Source organism: Bacteriovorax sp. As-1, from assembly GCF_058446905.1.
Genome location: NZ_CP184341.1, coordinates 3,341,048 through 3,358,022, shown reverse-complemented (window position 1 = coordinate 3,358,022; position 16,975 = coordinate 3,341,048). Strand labels below are relative to the sequence as shown.

Here is a 16,975-nt window from a genome sequence, read left to right as displayed (position 1 = left end):
CATGACGATTGAAACCAAAGAAGACATTGAAAAATTAAAAGTGATCGGAAAAATTGTGGCCGACGCTCTTAAGCTTATGATGAGTGAAGCTAAAGTGGGAATGACGACAAAAGAGCTTGATGATATCGGAGCGAAGTATTTAGTCGATCACGGAGCAAACTCTGCTCCCCTCATCACTTATAAATTTCCTGGGGCCACCTGCATTTCAGTCAATGAAGAAATTGCTCACGGTATTCCAGGTGAGCGCGCTTTAAAAGACGGCGATATCATCAATATCGATGTCTCTGCCGAAAAAGACGGCTACTTTGCCGACACTGGCGGATCGTTTGTTTTAGGACAATCAACTGCTGATCAAAAACGCGTGATGAAAGCAACCAGAGAAGCACTGAATGCGGCCATGGAAGTGGCACGCGCTGGTGCACCTTTAAATCTTATCGGTAAGGCCATTGAGAAAGTGGCCCGCAAACACAAATTAAAAATTATTGAAAACCTTGACTCACACGGTGTAGGCCGCGCCCTTCACGAAGAACCAGGCTTTATTGCCAGCTACTATGATCCGGATGATCGCCGCACTCTTCATGAGGGCCAGGTTATTACGATTGAGCCGTTTTTATCGACGAAATCAAACTGGGTTGAAGAATCTAATGATGGCTGGACACTTTACTGTGAAGAAGGAAACATTGCTGCTCAATACGAGCACACAATGATTATCACGAAACACAGACCTCTGATTGTGACCGCTTAATTTCTTTGAACGTCTGTTTGAGCGAAGAAAGAAGAATCGAGCGCATGTCCGGTGTCTCTTCGATTTTAAAAACCTGGTCTTTAATCCAGATGCACTTTAAGACATTCTCCTGAATTGAGAGCCCCCAGTTGCGTTTTTCTATTTCTACATCGGGAAGATCCTGAATCTTCTCTTCATAGTGTTTCTTAAGCTTTTTATAATAGGCTTCAGGCCCAAGCACCTTTTTATAATTGTGCATCTGTGTGCTGAAGTTCATCATTTCAGAACTTACACCAAATGCATTTAAGAAGATTCTCTCTTTTTTCTCGGGCAGCACTGTGCTTTGAACCAAAGGAATAAAGAAGAGGCACCCCTTCCATAACCTTAGTCACTTTAAGCTCCTCCCCAGGCATTGTATGTTCGGAAAGAGGTGCGAGTTTAAGCCCATAATGAAAATTCTTTCTTCGCCCGGCCCGGTTGTAGAAAGGCCTTTGGGTTTTAATAAAATGAAGCTCTAAAAGACTAGTCGGAAGATCATGATAGCACTCCAGAAAATCCACTTTGGAAACGCGACTTTTGAGCGCTTCTTCTTTTTGCATCCCATGAAACTGCTTGAAGTGCTATTTTAATCGTCCACGGATATTTTTACTTTTTCCCACATACAATAGAGCATTGTCTTTATCGTACATAAAATAAAGCCCTGGAGTTTCCGGGTAATCATCAAAATTGAATTTCTCCAATTGTGCCGGGATTAAGTGATCGAGCTCCTCACGCATTGTCGCAATATCCTGAAGGGCCTCAATCTTCTTCATAACTGCCAGGCAGTCCTCGGCATCAGACAACGCTCTATGGGCCGCTCTTCTATTGATCTTAAAATAATCACAAAGAGCACGAAGAGAATATGAAGGAAGTCCCGGAAAAACTTTTCGTGATGTTTTGCACGTGCAAAAGACATCGCGTTTATAAGTATAACCTAAATCGGAAAACTCCCTCTGTAGAAAACGGTAATCGAAGAAGACATTATGGGCGATCAAAACTCGCCCTTCTGTCATCTCTACAATTTTTCTGGCCACTTCATAGAACTTGGGAGCACCCTCTACCATTTCGTTGGTGATTCCGGTAATCATCGTAATCCCATGATTAATACTTTTTTCCGGGTTAATTAATGTGCTCCAAACCTCTTCGACCTTATCACCGTCGTAATTGATGATTGCGATCTCAATAATCTTTTGGCCGAAGCTATTGGCACCGGTGGTTTCTAGATCGATAACAGAATACTTAGTGTTTTGTTTTTTTGATTTGGTTGGCATTCATTCATTATGCCTGAATAAAAAACAGAAAATCTACCAACTAAATCCTTGTCCAATTGCTGTATTCTCACTCGAGAAAAAGACTCGGTGATAATGTGGCACTGATTCAATATCTTCTGGTGAAAAAAGCTTCTTAGTTTTGAAGTTTCCGATTAAGTTAGTCCCCGGTACCCCTTTTCCTTCCTGACGAAAAACATACGGAAGTGGGTTGTGAGAAAACTTATCTGAATAAATTCCTACTTTGTTTAATGAGGCATTCTCTGCGGCTTCACTGTATTTAACAAAGATTTTTTTATCATATGGATAAATGAAATAAAGAGCACCCCAACCTGCTTTTAATATTTCCAGGTTCAAGTCCACACCATTATAGATGATCTGCCCAAGGTAGCGGTTGTTAGAGTCCATATTTTTATCAGAGAGCTCAATTTGAATCGTCGAATTAAGCGGCAGCATACTCTTTAAGTAATCGCGGGCCATCTCTGCACTCTCGCCTTGAGTTGCACCGTTAAAATCAATTTCCGGAGTGTCTACACCCATCAGGCGAAGCTTGGCTTTTTTCGTCGGAGTTTCACTTGGCAGGAAAGTTAGTGTGTCGCCATCGTGAATGCTGATGACTTTTCCGGCGATCGTTTTTGCTTCGATCGCCTGAAAAGATAGTAATAATAAAAATAATGAAAGAGTTTTTTTCAACTTAATCTCTTAGAAAATGTCTGAGTATTCGTCCTGGATGCGAACCGGGAATTCTGAATCGTACTCACCTGTTCTGTTGTGGCCGAATTCATCACTTACTTCATCTGGATTGCCGTTAACGATGACATCGCGAGAGTCGCTTTCATATGAGTCCCCTGCGATTTTCTTTGAACAAGATACTTTATTGTTTTTAACTTTGCATGATTCATAAGTCGCGACTCTTTCATAGTCAGTTAACTTACAAACATTTTTAGCGTTACAAGTGTAGTAACCAGTTACCACTTCAAAAACCTGAGTGCCCCATTGAGCAACTAGTTTTCCGCGCACAACATTTGAATTCTTTACTTTTTTTACATCTAAACTCTGGAAGATAACTTTATTCTTCATCACTCCCAGTTCTTTTACTTTTACCAGTCTTACTTCACCAGCAAAGGCAGTTGTTAGTGTTAAAAGTGCTAAAAGCCCCATGATCTTTTTCATTATAATCCCCTTCTCTAATTTTGCCCTGTAATATCGTGGTGTTTACCTATCGTCAAAGATTATGAATTATTTTCATGGTCCGAAGATTATCTAAAAGTGACCATGGTAAGTTCAATCCCTAATCTTGGGGGATTAATTGAAGAAAACGGCGCTTCTTACACTGCTTTTTGCTCAATCTGTCTTTGCTCTAGAAACGGATCAATTCCATGCGGCCTCCCATGTGTTGGCAGAGTCTTCTGAGCAAATCAATAAATACATTGATGATAAATTTGAAAAGGCCCTGGCAAATGCCAATGAAAAAGATAAAGCTGTGGCCTGCCGCGATCTCGCTGATGATGTCATGAGCGGAATCGTAGGTAAATTTTCAATTAGTAAGATTAGCCAGTTTGCGAAAAACTCACCAGACATCGAACGCTTTCCGGGAGATGAAATTTCTCAATTCGAATACATTAACCAGTCTATTTATAAAGACGGCGGTTTTCCTTTTTATTTTGGAATCATTTCCAGAACAATTAATGTCGGCGGCGTCTATATTGGAACAGATAAACTAGGACACTTTGCACTGGTTGGACGAAACTACTACCGTCGTTACTTAGAGAATTTAGATAAAGGTATGAGTCCTGAAGTGGCAAAAAAAGATTCAGTCTTTACCGGCTTTAAGCAAGAGATCCACATTCTAGGTTATACACTGGGAGGAGTTCTCTCTTTTGGTGACCTGGAGGCCAACTACCAAGGGATGAATTTTGCCATTTCAATGTGTGATGGAGAAAACCCTTACCTAATAAATGAAAACGGACAATGGAAGAAAAATCCAAAGCGCGCTTTTGATATCAAGAACTACATCAACCCGAAGATGGACGAGTCTTATAAACCGGCCTTCTGGAAACCAAAGCTTTGGGAAAAAATTAAACCGACTATTAAAGAAGTCTATTGTGAGCTTAAGAAAAACCCACTTTATATTGAGCGCGTGAAGAGCTATCAATCAAAAATCACAGTGAATCAAAATGATGACTTCATTAAAGAATTCTTTAGCTCGCGCCCGAAATTCGACCGCAAGCTCGAAGACATTGATTCTCTTTGCGAGTAAATAACCGAGCACTTTAAATGGTGGGCTTTTGTCACTGACAATTTTCCACCAGGTTAAATTTATTTTTCCCGCTTTAAACTCACCAAAAATTATTCTATTCTATAATCCTTGATGAACACTTTTTTTTTTCAGGAAGAAAAAATGAATATACTTATGCTTGGTGCCCTCGCTGGTGGCTTCTCTGGTGCTTTTGGCTTTTTCCTTGCGGGAAAATTTCATGGAAACGACAAAGGCGAAAGACTCTACCCGATTTACTCTGCCACATTTTTTGGGCTTATCGTTTTAGCGACAAAGTTCCTGACCTGAGGAAAAGTCAGACCAAACTTGATTTATTTTGGTTCTGCTTTATCCTCTTTGTATGACTGAACTTACTAAAAAGAACTGGTATATCCATGCCCATAAAGGCGACATCGCTTTTATTATCCTATGCCCGCTTATCGCTTTAATTATCGTCGCTCTCATTTGCGAGCCCCGCGATGGCAATTATATCTATAGCAACCTGACTCCTATCTGGTTTACCGTGGCCGCTTCAGTTCTGACTCACGCCCATGTTCTTTTAGTTTTTGCCAGAAGCCACTTAAACGTCACTGTTTTCAAACGCTATAAATACCGCTTTACCGTTATCCCTCTCATCCTTCTCATCGCCATGTGGGTCTCTCCCATTGTTTTTGGGATCATGGGGGTTATCGGCGTTTATTGGGATGAATGGCATTCCCTCATGCAGACATTTGGTTTCGGTAGAATTTATGACGGAAAAAAGGGCAATGACCCATTAGCAGGAAGAAAGCTTGATATGGGAATGGCCTTTGTCGTGGGTCTTCTTCCTAACATTATTCTTTTGACCTACCTTCCGGACACTCAGGTCAATGGTGCTTTGGTCGAGTATTTAGAAATGCCTATCATGGCAGTTAAGAAACATGGATGGCTGATCACTTCGGCGCGAATCCCGCTGATTCTTTTAGGTGTGGGGTACACTCTCTTTTACATCTATTCTTATAACAAACTAATTAAAAATGGTTACCAGTACTCCAAAGCGAAGTTTGCTCTTTTTGCCGTCACTGGTGTGACGACTATTTTGATTTCTTGTTTTTACACGATTGCTGATGGTGTGTTTTTTGGAAATATTTATCATGCTCTTCAGTATATCTACATTGTCTACGCTAGCGAGAAATCCAACCTGACAGAAATAGCCGTCAAAAAAGAAGAGGCGGGTATTCGACTGGAAAAGAAGGACCACCGCATCGGTATTCTCATCTTTTTCCTCTTAATCATCCCGATGATTTTTATCTTCGCTGGCCTTCGTCAAGTCACTCAAAAATTAGAGTATGTGGCGGCCTTTTGGCTTCTGACTTCGCTGATGCACTTCTGGTTTGACGGCTTTATATGGTCAGTCAGGCGCCAGGACATCAAGCTTAATTAATCATCGCCTTGACGAAGTTCGATCAAAAGAGGTATTCGGTAATTCCTTATAAAACTCTTTATAAGGATCAAAAATTAATGCTCTTTTACTCACCTCGCTTCTTCTTAGTTTCAATCTTCAAGCAAAAGAACCAAGTCTTAAAATCACTGACGACTCTGGCGCTCTTATTACACTTGCAAAAGACGACAACATGTCAAACCTCATCCTCTATTCTGAAAACAGCGTAGAGAGCTGTTTTAACGGCAATGCTGACGAATTAGTAAACGACATTAATTCGCGCGTGTTTGAAGACGGAGATTGGGGTCTAAGTGACGGCATGGTAGTTGATCAAAACCGTATTGGTTTTCATTTTTGGGACTTAGGAGGAATAGATAACTCCTTCATAGTAGAGCGTTGCCAGTAGTCCAGCGCTTGTCGAATTGATCTGTTTATAAAATCTCGGGTAGAATGAAGTTATGAAAAATCTCATTCTACTCAGCTCACTCATCTTCACTTTTTCTCTTCGTGCAGAAGTCGCCACTTTTGCGGCCGGATGTTTTTGGGGAACGGAAGAATTCTTTCGGAAGATTCCAGGTGTGCAAAAAACTGAAGTTGGATACACTGGTGGAAAAACGGCCAATCCAAAATACGATGAAATGCACGACGGTCACACCGGACACGCTGAAAGTGTCGAGATCACTTTTGATCCAAAAGTTGTGAGCTATGATTTTCTTTTAGATCAGTTCTTTAAAATGCATGACCCGACAACACTCAACCGCCAAGGTAACGATGAAGGAAACCAATACCGTTCAGCGGTCTTCACTCATGGGCCTGAACAGATGAAAAAGGCAATGGCCTTTAAAAATAAAGTGGATCAATCAAAAGCGTGGAAAAAACCTGTAGTGACCGAGATCACAGAAGCTAAAAAGTTCTGGCGGGCAGAAGAGTATCACCAGAAGTACCTGGTGAAAAATCCCGGAGGATACGACAACCACTACCTACGCCAGATTTCTTTTGAGCCTAAAAAGAAATAATTACTTTAAGGCAGCCTCAATTGCGTGAGCGATGGCCGGATCATCAGGTGTGATATCTGGGGCAAAACGATTCACGACATTTCCTTTTTTATCTAATAAGAATTTTTCGAAGTTCCACATGATATCGCCGGCCTTGCCATTTAATAATCCGTGCTCACGAAGTTTTGCTTCAAGAGTTCCACCGGCCTTCATTGTGGCAACAGGTTTTTCTTCAGTTAAAAGTTCAAACAGTGGATGCTGTCCTTCACCCTTAACAACAAGTTTAGCGGCAACTGGAAATTTAATTCCAAAAGTACCTGAACAGAATTTTTGAATTTCTTCATCAGTCCCTGGTTCTTGTCCGGCAAATTCATTTGCTGGAAAACCAATCACTAAAAAACCTTTGTCTTTATATTTTTCATAGAGTGTTTCTAGTCCTTCATATTGTGGAGTGAGTCCACATTTAGAAGCGACATTGACCACCATGATGGCCTTGGCATCAAAAGCTGAAAGTGTTGTCGACTTGCCGTCGGCCATTTTAAATTCAATTTGAGAAATTTTAGAATCCATATGTCTTCCTTGGGTTAAAGTTTAATTATCCTAAGGATAACGAAACATTTACAATGAGAACATTGATTTTCCCTTAGACACAGGCATAAAAAGATTTTGCACGACAGTATGTCGCACGTTCTTTTACTCTCTTGGGCGAACTTCAAGAAGTTCAATATGAAAAATTAGATTTGAATGAGGTTTTATAAAGGCACCAATTTGTCTCTCACCATACGCTAAGTGCGCTGGGACATGTAATGTGCGCTTCCCGCCAACCTTCATACCGATGAGACCTTGATCCCAACCTTTAATCACACGGCCAACTCCAAAGACAAATTGAAAGGGTTTTCCCTTGTCATATGATGAATCAAATTTTGTCCCATCTTCAAGGAGTCCTTCGTAGTGTGCAAAAATCAAAGCTCCTTTTGACGGCGAAAGTCCCTCTCCGATCAAAGTGTCTGTAATAACAAGTTCAGTAATGCTCACTTCTCTCTCCTATTTCTGATCTTACAAGTCGGAAATGTGAAATTTTATTTTGTTTAGATTTCCCCTAAAATACCCGAAAAGATTTATTGTAGATAGTGTAAACCACTAAGGGAGTCAAAGTGAAATTTTTAATTCTTTCGGCCTTGCTTTTTAGTAGCGTCCAACTAATGGCCGGCGAAGAAGTATGCGCAAAAAAATCGGTCGAACTCAATGGCCAGTTTGGAAAAAACGAAGCTCCCCTCTTAAAACTTTGGTCTGAGACTGCCGGAAATTTTACAAAGCTCAATATCACAAGCAAAGAATCTTTTGCCAAAGCTCAATTCATTTTAAAAGATGAAGAAGGAAAAGAACTTAAAACTCAAACTCTTTCTCTACAAAAAAATAAAACGTCTCCGTTTGATTTTATGAAGATGATCAATGAAGCAGTTATTCGCCCTAGCGTCCTAACCGTTAAAATAATCACAACAAAAGGTGAAACTTTCTGCTCGCAGGATATGGCCGTGGTAGAAAAAGACGGACAAGATGGAGTGTTAAAGAAGTTATGAGAAAAATACTAATTATTCTTTCCATTGTTATTTACTCCAACACCGCTTCGGCCGGAATGCTCTCGCAAATCTGGGACAGCCTAAGAACATTCTTAGGTCTCGACATCACCCGCACGGTGAATGAAAGTGTCACACCTCCTGGAGAAGTTTGCTCTGAAGCTCAAGGCGACAGACCAACAACTAATTATCCAGAGCAACCTCAGATGGGTGCCTCTTCTTCCTTTGATGAAGTGCCGGAAGAAGGTGAAGAAAAAGAGGTGGGCTTTTCACAAAAAGACGACACAGACGCAGACAGGCTTCGTGAAGAACTAAAAACCAACTACAAAAAACTCGGCGGAGACCCGACGGCACTTGAGCAGGCCCTCTGTTTCTATGATAAAAACCGCGGAGTCAATTTCGATGCGGCCGGTGACCCTTCAAGAAAAAAAGGGATCAAAATCCAGAACCAAAGATACATCACTATCAACGACATGAACAAAAGCTACTTTCAGTCGCGCATGTTCATTCTTGATTTAGAAACGGGAAAAGTTAAGACCTACTACTCTTCTCACGGTGCTGGTGGAAAAAAAGGCGTTCCGGAAAGTGATGCAGGGACAGTTGAAACATCTAATATAGATGGATCCAACGCCTCTCCTCGTGGATTCTTTATTACCGGCTCACGCATTAATGGTTCATCGGATCCAAAGCAGCGTTGGAAATTTTCGATGAAACTCCACGGCCTGCAAGAAGGTGTTAATGACAGATCGTACTCAAGGGCCGTTGTCATGCACTCGTTTCCTGATGTGACCAACGACGTGGCCTCAAGTGATGATGAAAAACCAAGTTTAAGAACTGATCCTTATCCTTTTTATCTGAGTCAAGGCTGTACAATGATCGGGCCTAAAGTGGCCGATGAAATTGTTGATACCATCAAGGCCCCTAACAACAGTTCCGGTGGGAGTTTGTATTACAACTACTCAAGTGTAGAGAAGTCTCGTGGTGACTCTTACTGTGGTGATGAAAACCTGATGAAGAAATAACGCTAGACTGGACTTGCAGGGAACGTTTCATTTTCTTTTTAATTTTATTCAGATTCTAGGAATGACGAGTGAAATCGAAGAAATGACGACGAAGATGGATGAAAGTAAAAAGAAGATGGTGCGCGGGACTGGACTTGAACCAGCACGCCTCGCGGCGCTACCACCTCAAGGTAGTGCGTCTGCCATTTCGCCACCCGCGCATAAGATGAGCGAGTAGGATAAAATCTTATCTTCTTCTAGGCAAGAACATTTCAATTTCATCGAGGTAAAATTTGATTCTTTGCTTAGCTTCAGCAATGGCCTCCATGCGCTCATTGATTAGCTTCACAAGTTTGTCATCAGGAGTTAGCGTGTCATTAGACTGGTGGCGATTCATAAAAGCTTCAAGGCTTCCAAACGATGTTTCATCTTCTAACTCATTTTCAAAACGGTCATCTAAATGATTCGGGATATCGGCGTCAGTCATGTGAGAGTATTCATTTAATAGATCGAGCATTGGATCCTGCAGATTCTCTTCCACCGCAAAGTTTTTGGCCGATGGGAAAAGAACTAGGTTGTCAGTTTCTGTGGTTAAAGTTGTTGTCTTCATAGGTTGCAGGGTCCTCAAGTAAAAAAGCCTATTTTAAATCCAATACTTATAGTGCACTATGGGTGCCACAATTCTTAAGTCATTTCAACAAGTTAAAGACCATTAGGTGACCAAATATCAGTCATACCTTAAAGGCCTAGACAGTTGCCTGCCTTCTTTCCCCCAAATCGTAACACGCTCAAAAATGGACTATTAAAAAATCTGGGCCTTATGTAAGATTTATAGTAGGTGTCGATAACCCTGACATGACGGAGATTTGTTTTTATGGATGAAAACACAAACCATCGAATCCCCTGTATGCGCTGTAAGCACTACTACTCTACGTTTGATCCTAAGATCCCGCGCGGATGTAAGCTCTACCAATTCCAATCGGCCACAATGCCTTATATCCTGGTTAAACAATCAACGGGTAAAGACTGCCCTTCCTTTGAAGAGAAAGCTAAAAAGGGCGGTGATGATGAGGGTGGAAAAAAGGATTTTAATGATCCGAAGTACTGGTGACTTCCAGACTCGCTAAGGGCCTTTTCATTTCGTAATAACTAGGGCCGGAAGCTTCAATCATCGCTCCCCCTAAACAAACGTCCCCGTCGTAAAACACAACAGATTGTCTTGGCGTAATCGCTCTTTGAGCTTCATCGAATTCAACGTAGATCTTATCGCCTTCAATTTTCGTCACAGTACAGGCCTGGTCTTTCTGACGGTATCTAACCTTCGCCGTACATTTAAAAGGCAATGGACGATCCCAAGCGCCGCCCACAAACGACAGGTCTGTCGCTGTTAAAGTGTCAGCGTACATGTGTGGGTGATGGTCTCCGCGCTCAACGATAACTACGTTTCTCTTCATGTCTTTTCCAACCACAAACCAAGGCTCCCCTTGTCCACCAAGGCCCAGACCTTTTCTCTGTCCTAAAGTGTAATAAGTCGCTCCCGTGTGGCGGCCGACAATCGTGCCATCTAGTGTTTCAAAATTTCCGTCTTCAAACGTTACATAGTTTGAAAGGAAGTTTTTAAAGTTTCTCTCTCCGATAAAACAAATACCAGTCGAGTCTTTTTTCTCTTTAGTGGCCAGGTCGTATTTAGCAGCAATTCTTCTAACCTCAGTCTTTGGAATGTGACCGATAGGGAAAAGAACTTTTTCCAAGATTTCTTTTTTAATTGTGTAGAGGAAATACGACTGATCTTTTAGTGGATCGGCCCCTTTTACCAGGCGCTGCTCTCCATCGACCATAAGGCTTTGGCAGTAGTGTCCTGTGGCCAGAAAGTCCGCTCCCAGCTCCATTGCTTTTTCAAAGAAAACTTTGAACTTGATTTCGCGGTTACAAAGAATGTCAGGATTAGGAGTGAAGCCCATTTTGTATTCTTCAACAAAGTGAGAGAACACTTGCTCTTTGTATTCTTTGATGAAGTCTACAGAGTAGTATGGGATGTCGAGCTTCTCGCACACCTTAACCACATCAGCGTATTCTTTTGATGACTGGCATACACCGTGCTCATCAAACTCTTCCCAGTTTTTCATGAAGAGACCCACGACATTGTAGCCTTCTTCTTTAAGAAGGGCAGCGCTCACCGAGGAGTCTACGCCTCCGCTCATGCCGACAATGACCAATGTTTCTGATTTAGGTTTATTCATAACGAGGGGTTTTATAGCACAAGACCCGTTATTTGACTATGTCATAATTCCACGAGAGGACGGCGTAAGTGACGTACTTAAACACATTGGTGTAAGTAGCTATATTCAAGGTCTCCGCAAAGTCATTAGCGGTCATATAGCGGGGATTTAGGTCCGTTTGGCGGTTCTGGGTCAGTGTAATTCCTACAAACCCCGCCCCCCAAAGATTCTCGGCCGTGGCCGGAAAGCCCAGGGTGCTTGTCCCATCGCTGATTTTTTCTTCCTTAAAAGAAATTGAACTATACTCTCTTTCCCCCAGCTTCGTGATGAGTTTCCCAAATGCCGAATCCCCTTCTGCTCCGCTGGTGTAGAGTTTTAAGTTGTTTAATTTTTTTTCAGTATCAGTTGTTCTGCTGTCGTGACCGAGCATGGTCAGATTAATAAAACCAGCAGGCTTAACACCTTCATTAAGAGATTTCGCAAACTCTTTTGATCCCTGGGCCCCAAATTCTTCAGCATCTAAAAAAACCAATAAAACTGTCTTTGGAATTTCAAGTTTATTAAAAATTTCCATCATCGATAAAAGCATCGACACCCCAGAGCCATTATTGTCAGCTCCCGGCATCTCGCCTTTTAAAATGACTTTTCCCGTCTTGGGATCTTTTAAAAGTGTGTCGTAATTGGCCATGAGGATAATGACTTCTTCCGGCTTCGTTGCACCTTTTTTCTCCCAGATAAAATTCACACCTTTTTCTTTTGAGACACTCGCATCTGAAAGAGTGAACTCCTGGCGTTTGTAAGTGGCATTGGTGCTATTTGCTGCTTTTAATTTTTCTTCGAGATAGTCTTGAACTTTTTTGTGACCAGCGCTCCCAATTAAACGCGAAGGTCTCCCGGCCACTAAAAACGAGCGCAGGTTTTCTTCGATATCTTTTCGAGGCATTTTTTCAACTAAGCTTCGCACTTGATAGGGATTTTTAACTTTTTTTTCGAAGTCCTGGTACTCAAATGACCACGCAGTGACAGATGAAAAAATAAGAGCGCCAAAAAAGAGCTTAGAAGCCCAATTTGACGATGTGACCTTGGTTTGTTTCTTCTTGATCTTCATCAGTTTCCTCTTTTTTCTCTGGAAGTGTGTTGTAATTGAATTCATCAAACATCCCACTATTTTCCACTAAACCAGAGCCCACAACTTTTCCTTTTTCGTGTTCGCGGTTGTAGAAAACCAAAAACTGACCTGGCACCAAAAGACCTTCGCGAGGATTATCAAATTCGACTAACGCCTGAGCATTATTTTTAAAAAACAGACGGCATGGAATCTTTTCCCCTTTGGGCGACATCTTTACATAACAAGACATCGGCAAAGACATGTCGAGATTGGTGGCCGGAAGAAAACCAGAAACCAGTATCTGTTGATGCTTTAATCTTTTGGGATAATCAATGAAGATGTTTCCTTTAAAAGGCACGATGGAAACAATTTGTTTTATCGGATCAATCTGGATTTCACTTTTTTTATCAAAAACCAACCCTGATTGCCCGACGTAATAATGATGGATTCCCTGGTGCTCACAAATAGAGGCATCAGAGACGTAATCGTAGATATTTCCCGTGCGTCTTAAATCTTTTGACGAGCGGGCCTCTACAAGTCTTGCCATGCGCGGGTCATGCATGATGTGTTTGTAGTTACTTTTTATTCTTGGAATGAAATCAACCTTGATAAGCTCGCCGATTTTTTCGACTTCTTTTTTTCTGATTTCAGACAGTGGAAGAATTAAATTCTCCAGGTGTTTTTGCTCTAATCTTGCCAATGAATACGACTGATCAAACTCTAGGTCGTTAGCCACCATGAGTTCAAAAGCTCCGGTCTTTTGATTTTTTAAAACTTTCGCATAGTGAGCTGTCGCAACCAGTGTCGTCTGGAATTTTTTTGCTTTTTCTAAAAGCACATCAAGCAGCACTGAGTTTAAAAATACCAGCGGCTCAAAAGTCTGTCCGCTTAAAACTCTCCCGACTAAAGGATCTAAAACTTTGTCAGTGAAAATATCGGCGGCATTGACGGCGTAAAAAGGAATATCGAGGTAATTGCAAATACCTTTGATCTTATTTAAATCAAGCACGGCCACGTCGGCAAATGGGCCTGCTTCTTCACCATCGGCAAAAAGCTGAAGACCGATTCCAATGCAGCGATAGCCCTGCTTTTTTAGAAGGTACGCGGCCACGGTGGATTCAACTCCTCCGGTCATCGCAATAAGAACTGTTTTGGAACTGGTCTTTTCCTTCATAAAAATAGTATATCCGAAAACTTTTATTTTTAGGCATTGTTTTAAACAGTGGAAATAATGAATCCTGATAAATATAATCGGATACTATTTTTTTCAAGCTCGCCCCTGACTTTTCCGAAAAGACAACGATGACGAAGATCAACTTCGAAGAAAACTTCGAAATTTATTTATTCACTTATCCAAACGAAGAGGCCCAGGGAGCATCAAAGCTCAATGAGTTCCTGTCGTTTTTGAAGTTCCATAAAGTGGCGCTTCCGTATAAATTTTCATTCGTAGCACGTGAAGCAAGTCTGATTCCAGAAATGACATTAAACCAAAATATCCTGATTGATTTCACTCCAGATTCATTAACCGAATCAAAAGAAGTTCAATTCCAGGATTTTCTCGGAACTCAAGGCAGCAGAGCTCTTGAGGCCCTTTATAAAAGCATCGAACTTCCTCATGAACTGCCGGATCAAACTAATGCGCAGATGAAGAAGGTTTGCTCATTGATGAAATCCTTGCTTTATGAGGGACAATTCATCTTCCTTGAAGAACCTGAAATCGGCTTAGATCCAGAAACTCTGAATCTCTTCATCAACGCGCTTAAAGAGCACGTGAAAGCTCACCAAATCAACGTTTTTATCTTCTCAAAAAACCTCCCTCTCTGGATGCCCCACGCCCAGAAAATGGTCCAGAGAATGAAAGACTATAGCTTCCTGATCTCTCCGGTCTCTCGCAATTTCCTATGGGACGAAGAGTGCGAGCGCTTCTATGCTCCACCTGAGCTGGAACAAACTTTTGACGGCCTGAAATTCAGCATTCCAAACCGTACAAGAAAAAAGAAAGCGGCCTAATTTTATCTTTGACAAAATCTCTCAGGAATCGAGATAATTGTCATACTATGACAAAAACAACACCTACTTTGAATTTCATCGACCTATTCTCTGGCGCCGGCGGGCTTTCTTGCGGGCTTGAATTAGCAGGGATGAAATGCGTTTTAGGTGTGGACATGGACAAAAATGCGATTGAAACCTTCAAGGCCAATCACCATTATGCCAACGCTCATTGCGGGTCAATCGTCGATCTTTCAGCGGCCAAAATCAGAGAACTAACGAAGGGTCAAGAAATCCACGCAGTAGTCGGTGGTCCTCCTTGCCAAGGCTTCTCAACAGTCGGTCTGGGAAACCCGAACGATCAAAGAAATATGCTTTTTAAGGAATTCATCCGTGTGGTGAAGGTCACTAACCCACTTTACGTGGTCATTGAAAACGTAACGGGTCTTCTGGCAAAGAAAAACGAAAAAACAATTCAATCAATCTTCAGCATCTTCAACAAAATGGGATACACACTTGACGTGCAAGTGATGTCAGCTGAAAACTACGGTGTGCCAGAAAGAAGAAGACGCACAATCATCATCGGTTCGCGCGTTCACCAGCACATTACGTTCCCACAGATGACAAACAAAGTGATGACTGTTGGAGAGGCCTTCAAGAATCTTAAAGCGCCAAATGGCAAATACCTTAACCATGATATCGAAGCGGCAAAAATAAAGTCTGCCATCGATCTTGAGCGCATTGCCTGCGTTCCAGAAGGAAAGGGCGTTCGCTATGAAGCTGATGAAAAAGCGTATTTCAAAAAGAAGAAATTAAAATTGGGTGTGAACTGGAAAGAGCTTCGTGAAAATAGATTCAGACAAACAAAGTATCAGCGTCTGGATAGAAAAAAACCAAGCCCAACCATCATGACTCATAGACATAATTACTTTCACCCGACTGAAAACCGCTACCTGACTCAAAGAGAAGCAGCTAGCCTTCAGAGTTTTCCCAACGACTTCACTTTCCATGGCCCGCTGTCTGCTCAGTGGAGACAAATTGGAAATGCGGTTCCGCCATTATTAGGAAAAGCAATCGGCTCAGCGATTCTTTCTATGCATGCTGAAAAATCAGCGGCAAAAAAGAAGACTGCTAAAAAATCTGTTGAAGCTAAAGACTTAGTTCTAAACGTGAGAAAAAAAGCTTTCCTCTATAAAGAAGCCACTATTTCATAAGTTCAACGACAAATGTTGTATGAGGAGCACTATCGTCGATAGTGAGACTTCCGCCGTGGGCCTCAAGAATTTTTCGGCACAACGACAACCCTAATCCAGAGCCTACTCCGCGATCTTTCGTGGTGAAAAAGGCATTGAACATTTTTTCCTGAATCTCTTTGGGAATCCCGTTACCAGAATCCATAAAACGCACCTGAATGCGCTCTCCAAGATCCCTGGCGGTAATTTCAATAGATTTTTCCTGAAGGTGGGAAATGGCATCTAACGCGTTGGAGATCAGGTTAACAAACACCTGGAAGATTTGAGTGAAATGACAAGAGACTTCCATTTGATTGATCTTTGGATCAAAAGTCACTGCGACCATATTCTCTTTGAGTTTGTTTTCACAAATCACTAAAGCATCATCGACAATCTTTCCTAAGTTCTCTTTTACATGTGGCTCAGCTGTCCCATCCTGGCGGATGTAAACTTTAATCCCTTTGACAATCTTAGAGATTTTTTGTGAACTCATTTCCACTTTCGTTAAAAGTTCATTGACTTCATCGTCATTGATTTTCTTCTTAGCGCGCTTAATGTTGGCCTCAATCATCATCAGCGGGTTATTGATGTCGTGGATGATTCCCGCAAACATCTCCCCTAAATTAGCAAGCTTCTGGGTGAAAGAGACGTGGTCTTTTAGTTTCGTAAGCTCAGTGATATTAACACCGATCACAACAGCTTTTTCTTTGTCTTCAAGCTTTGTTCCCGTCACCAGGTAAGTGTGATCCACACCTGAAATACGGGCCTCGAGTTCGCGGTAAATCGTATCGCTTTTTGAGCGGAAAAGCTCGGTGACAAATTCATAGAAGAAGCGCTCTTTGGTGTGAAAACCAATCGTCTTTCCTACAAAATCATCCGGAGTTACATTACATGTATCAGCGAGGGCGCGGTTGACACCAAAATAAGTCATGTCGCTATTGACCCATGAAATCGTATTGGGAATTAAGTCGATAATAACCTTAAGTCTTTCATACTCACTTTTCATGTGGGCCACACTTTCTCTTTCGCGACTCAGGAGTTCATCCATGGCACGCGCCAGATCAGCAGGCGATAAGTTTTGTTCAACAAGACGTTTGATTTCGGGGTTATTAAACTTCATGAATTTAGTTTAACAAACGTTTCGAA

23 protein-coding genes and 1 tRNA gene are annotated in these 16,975 nt (G+C 41.7%); 11 read left to right on the top strand and 13 right to left on the bottom strand.

Annotated features, from left to right (window positions below; all coding sequences use genetic code 11):
• Position 1 precedes the first annotated feature (1 nt).
• Positions 2-745 (top strand): type I methionyl aminopeptidase, encoded by a 744-nt coding sequence (map, locus tag ACN20O_RS17045; protein ID WP_491635405.1) that lies wholly within the window; start codon positions 2-4, stop codon positions 743-745.
• On the opposite strand, the gene ACN20O_RS17040 is transcribed toward map, so the two are convergent.
• Genes ACN20O_RS17040 through ACN20O_RS17020 form a run of 5 tightly spaced genes read right to left on the bottom strand, consistent with a single transcriptional unit; the run spans position 711 to position 3,204 of the window.
• On the bottom strand, positions 711-1,004 hold the full coding sequence (locus tag ACN20O_RS17040) for a hypothetical protein (RefSeq protein WP_491635403.1): 294 nt from the start codon (positions 1,002-1,004) through the stop codon (positions 711-713). The two genes, map and ACN20O_RS17040, sit on opposite strands and share 35 nt — an antisense overlap.
• Position 1,005: 1 nt before the next feature.
• Positions 1,006-1,323 carry a GIY-YIG nuclease family protein gene (locus ACN20O_RS17035; protein WP_491635401.1) on the bottom strand — a complete coding sequence of 106 codons (318 nt, stop codon included), beginning with the start codon at positions 1,321-1,323 and terminating at the stop codon, positions 1,006-1,008.
• Positions 1,324-1,344: 21 nt separating this feature from the next.
• Positions 1,345-2,034 carry an exonuclease domain-containing protein gene (locus ACN20O_RS17030; protein ID WP_491635399.1) on the bottom strand — a complete coding sequence of 230 codons (690 nt, stop codon included), beginning with the start codon at positions 2,032-2,034 and terminating at the stop codon, positions 1,345-1,347.
• A gap of 33 nt (positions 2,035-2,067) precedes the next feature.
• A complete protein-coding gene (locus ACN20O_RS17025) occupies positions 2,068-2,724 on the bottom strand; it encodes a thermonuclease family protein (RefSeq protein ID WP_491635397.1) in 657 nt (218 codons plus the stop codon).
• Between the two features lie 9 nt (positions 2,725-2,733).
• The gene (locus ACN20O_RS17020) at positions 2,734-3,204 is read right to left on the bottom strand and encodes a hypothetical protein (RefSeq protein WP_491635395.1); all 471 of its coding nucleotides are present in this window, start codon (positions 3,202-3,204) and stop codon (positions 2,734-2,736) included.
• 136 nt (positions 3,205-3,340) lie between these two features.
• Between ACN20O_RS17020 and ACN20O_RS17015 the strand changes: the two genes are divergently transcribed.
• The 5 genes from ACN20O_RS17015 to msrA all read left to right on the top strand — a co-directional run bounded on the left by ACN20O_RS17015 (position 3,341) and on the right by msrA (position 6,724).
• On the top strand, positions 3,341-4,291 hold the full coding sequence (locus ACN20O_RS17015) for a hypothetical protein (RefSeq protein ID WP_491635393.1): 951 nt from the start codon (positions 3,341-3,343) through the stop codon (positions 4,289-4,291).
• 141 nt (positions 4,292-4,432) lie between these two features.
• Positions 4,433-4,597: a hypothetical protein gene (locus tag ACN20O_RS17010; RefSeq protein ID WP_491635391.1), complete on the top strand. Its 165-nt coding sequence runs from the start codon at positions 4,433-4,435 to the stop codon at positions 4,595-4,597.
• A 52-nt stretch (positions 4,598-4,649) separates the two neighbouring features.
• Complete coding sequence (locus ACN20O_RS17005; RefSeq protein ID WP_491635389.1) at positions 4,650-5,711, top strand: hypothetical protein; 1,062 nt, start codon at positions 4,650-4,652, stop codon at positions 5,709-5,711.
• Positions 5,712-5,901: 190 nt separating this feature from the next.
• Positions 5,902-6,114 carry a hypothetical protein gene (locus ACN20O_RS17000; RefSeq protein ID WP_491635387.1) on the top strand — a complete coding sequence of 71 codons (213 nt, stop codon included), beginning with the start codon at positions 5,902-5,904 and terminating at the stop codon, positions 6,112-6,114.
• A gap of 52 nt (positions 6,115-6,166) precedes the next feature.
• Positions 6,167-6,724: a peptide-methionine (S)-S-oxide reductase MsrA gene (msrA, locus tag ACN20O_RS16995; RefSeq protein ID WP_491635385.1), complete on the top strand. Its 558-nt coding sequence runs from the start codon at positions 6,167-6,169 to the stop codon at positions 6,722-6,724.
• Here the strand turns inward: msrA and ACN20O_RS16990 are convergent, their stop codons facing one another.
• Complete coding sequence (locus ACN20O_RS16990; RefSeq protein ID WP_491635382.1) at positions 6,725-7,273, bottom strand: glutathione peroxidase; 549 nt, start codon at positions 7,271-7,273, stop codon at positions 6,725-6,727.
• A 123-nt stretch (positions 7,274-7,396) separates the two neighbouring features.
• On the bottom strand, positions 7,397-7,738 hold the full coding sequence (locus ACN20O_RS16985) for an FKBP-type peptidyl-prolyl cis-trans isomerase (protein ID WP_491635380.1): 342 nt from the start codon (positions 7,736-7,738) through the stop codon (positions 7,397-7,399).
• Between the two features lie 119 nt (positions 7,739-7,857).
• Between ACN20O_RS16985 and ACN20O_RS16980 the strand changes: the two genes are divergently transcribed.
• Positions 7,858-8,283 (top strand): hypothetical protein, encoded by a 426-nt coding sequence (locus tag ACN20O_RS16980; RefSeq protein WP_491635378.1) that lies wholly within the window; start codon positions 7,858-7,860, stop codon positions 8,281-8,283.
• Complete coding sequence (locus ACN20O_RS16975; RefSeq protein ID WP_491635376.1) at positions 8,280-9,302, top strand: murein L,D-transpeptidase catalytic domain-containing protein; 1,023 nt, start codon at positions 8,280-8,282, stop codon at positions 9,300-9,302. Before ACN20O_RS16980 ends, ACN20O_RS16975 begins: the two co-directional genes overlap by 4 nt.
• 116 nt (positions 9,303-9,418) lie before the next feature.
• Here ACN20O_RS16975 and ACN20O_RS16970 read toward each other — a convergent pair.
• Together ACN20O_RS16970 and ACN20O_RS16965 are read right to left on the bottom strand one after the other, a co-directional pair.
• Positions 9,419-9,502: transfer RNA gene (locus ACN20O_RS16970), tRNA-Leu, on the bottom strand.
• Between the two features lie 26 nt (positions 9,503-9,528).
• Positions 9,529-9,891: a hypothetical protein gene (locus tag ACN20O_RS16965; RefSeq protein WP_491635374.1), complete on the bottom strand. Its 363-nt coding sequence runs from the start codon at positions 9,889-9,891 to the stop codon at positions 9,529-9,531.
• 264 nt (positions 9,892-10,155) lie between these two features.
• On the opposite strand from ACN20O_RS16965, the gene ACN20O_RS16960 reads away from it, so the two are divergent.
• Entirely contained in the window at positions 10,156-10,392 is a 237-nt protein-coding gene (locus tag ACN20O_RS16960) for a uracil-DNA glycosylase (protein ID WP_185902991.1), read from the top strand.
• Here ACN20O_RS16960 and mnmA read toward each other — a convergent pair.
• From mnmA to ACN20O_RS16945, 3 genes are read right to left on the bottom strand one after another with little or no spacing between them, the layout of a single operon-like run.
• Positions 10,370-11,521: a tRNA 2-thiouridine(34) synthase MnmA gene (mnmA, locus tag ACN20O_RS16955; protein ID WP_491635371.1), complete on the bottom strand. Its 1,152-nt coding sequence runs from the start codon at positions 11,519-11,521 to the stop codon at positions 10,370-10,372. The two genes, ACN20O_RS16960 and mnmA, sit on opposite strands and share 23 nt — an antisense overlap.
• A 28-nt stretch (positions 11,522-11,549) precedes the next feature.
• Complete coding sequence (locus ACN20O_RS16950; RefSeq protein ID WP_491635369.1) at positions 11,550-12,608, bottom strand: M28 family metallopeptidase; 1,059 nt, start codon at positions 12,606-12,608, stop codon at positions 11,550-11,552.
• Positions 12,556-13,782: an aminomethyltransferase beta-barrel domain-containing protein gene (locus ACN20O_RS16945; RefSeq protein WP_491635367.1), complete on the bottom strand. Its 1,227-nt coding sequence runs from the start codon at positions 13,780-13,782 to the stop codon at positions 12,556-12,558. Before ACN20O_RS16945 ends, ACN20O_RS16950 begins: the two co-directional genes overlap by 53 nt.
• A 128-nt stretch (positions 13,783-13,910) precedes the next feature.
• Here ACN20O_RS16945 and ACN20O_RS16940 point away from each other — a divergent pair, with 128 nt between their 5' ends.
• Both ACN20O_RS16940 and ACN20O_RS16935 read left to right on the top strand, forming a co-directional pair.
• Entirely contained in the window at positions 13,911-14,618 is a 708-nt protein-coding gene (locus ACN20O_RS16940; RefSeq protein WP_491635365.1) for a hypothetical protein, read from the top strand.
• 47 nt (positions 14,619-14,665) lie between these two features.
• Positions 14,666-15,811 (top strand): DNA cytosine methyltransferase, encoded by a 1,146-nt coding sequence (locus ACN20O_RS16935; RefSeq protein WP_491635363.1) that lies wholly within the window; start codon positions 14,666-14,668, stop codon positions 15,809-15,811.
• Here the strand turns inward: ACN20O_RS16935 and ACN20O_RS16930 are convergent.
• Positions 15,801-16,949 carry a sensor histidine kinase gene (locus tag ACN20O_RS16930; RefSeq protein ID WP_491635361.1) on the bottom strand — a complete coding sequence of 383 codons (1,149 nt, stop codon included), beginning with the start codon at positions 16,947-16,949 and terminating at the stop codon, positions 15,801-15,803. The two genes, ACN20O_RS16935 and ACN20O_RS16930, sit on opposite strands and share 11 nt — an antisense overlap.
• Between the last annotated feature and the right edge of the window lie 26 nt (positions 16,950-16,975).

Coding starts and splice junctions, on each gene's coding strand:
- ACN20O_RS16965 (WP_491635374.1), bottom strand. CDS start 9,891: ATGAAGACAACAACTTTAACCACAGAAACTGACAACCTAGTTCTTTTC.
- ACN20O_RS16940 (WP_491635365.1), top strand. CDS start 13,911: ATGACGAAGATCAACTTCGAAGAAAACTTCGAAATTTATTTATTCACT.
- ACN20O_RS17000 (WP_491635387.1), top strand. CDS start 5,902: ATGTCAAACCTCATCCTCTATTCTGAAAACAGCGTAGAGAGCTGTTTT.
- ACN20O_RS17020 (WP_491635395.1), bottom strand. CDS start 3,204: ATGAAAAAGATCATGGGGCTTTTAGCACTTTTAACACTAACAACTGCC.
- ACN20O_RS17005 (WP_491635389.1), top strand. CDS start 4,650: ATGACTGAACTTACTAAAAAGAACTGGTATATCCATGCCCATAAAGGC.
- ACN20O_RS16960 (WP_185902991.1), top strand. CDS start 10,156: ATGGATGAAAACACAAACCATCGAATCCCCTGTATGCGCTGTAAGCAC.
- ACN20O_RS17035 (WP_491635401.1), bottom strand. CDS start 1,323: ATGCAAAAAGAAGAAGCGCTCAAAAGTCGCGTTTCCAAAGTGGATTTT.
- ACN20O_RS16950 (WP_491635369.1), bottom strand. CDS start 12,608: ATGAAGATCAAGAAGAAACAAACCAAGGTCACATCGTCAAATTGGGCT.
- ACN20O_RS16945 (WP_491635367.1), bottom strand. CDS start 13,782: ATGAAGGAAAAGACCAGTTCCAAAACAGTTCTTATTGCGATGACCGGA.
- msrA (WP_491635385.1), top strand. CDS start 6,167: ATGAAAAATCTCATTCTACTCAGCTCACTCATCTTCACTTTTTCTCTT.
- map (WP_491635405.1), top strand. CDS start 2: ATGACGATTGAAACCAAAGAAGACATTGAAAAATTAAAAGTGATCGGA.
- ACN20O_RS17040 (WP_491635403.1), bottom strand. CDS start 1,004: ATGATGAACTTCAGCACACAGATGCACAATTATAAAAAGGTGCTTGGG.
- ACN20O_RS17010 (WP_491635391.1), top strand. CDS start 4,433: ATGAATATACTTATGCTTGGTGCCCTCGCTGGTGGCTTCTCTGGTGCT.
- ACN20O_RS16975 (WP_491635376.1), top strand. CDS start 8,280: ATGAGAAAAATACTAATTATTCTTTCCATTGTTATTTACTCCAACACC.
- ACN20O_RS17030 (WP_491635399.1), bottom strand. CDS start 2,034: ATGCCAACCAAATCAAAAAAACAAAACACTAAGTATTCTGTTATCGAT.
- ACN20O_RS16935 (WP_491635363.1), top strand. CDS start 14,666: ATGACAAAAACAACACCTACTTTGAATTTCATCGACCTATTCTCTGGC.
- ACN20O_RS16990 (WP_491635382.1), bottom strand. CDS start 7,273: ATGGATTCTAAAATTTCTCAAATTGAATTTAAAATGGCCGACGGCAAG.
- mnmA (WP_491635371.1), bottom strand. CDS start 11,521: ATGAATAAACCTAAATCAGAAACATTGGTCATTGTCGGCATGAGCGGA.
- ACN20O_RS16930 (WP_491635361.1), bottom strand. CDS start 16,949: ATGAAGTTTAATAACCCCGAAATCAAACGTCTTGTTGAACAAAACTTA.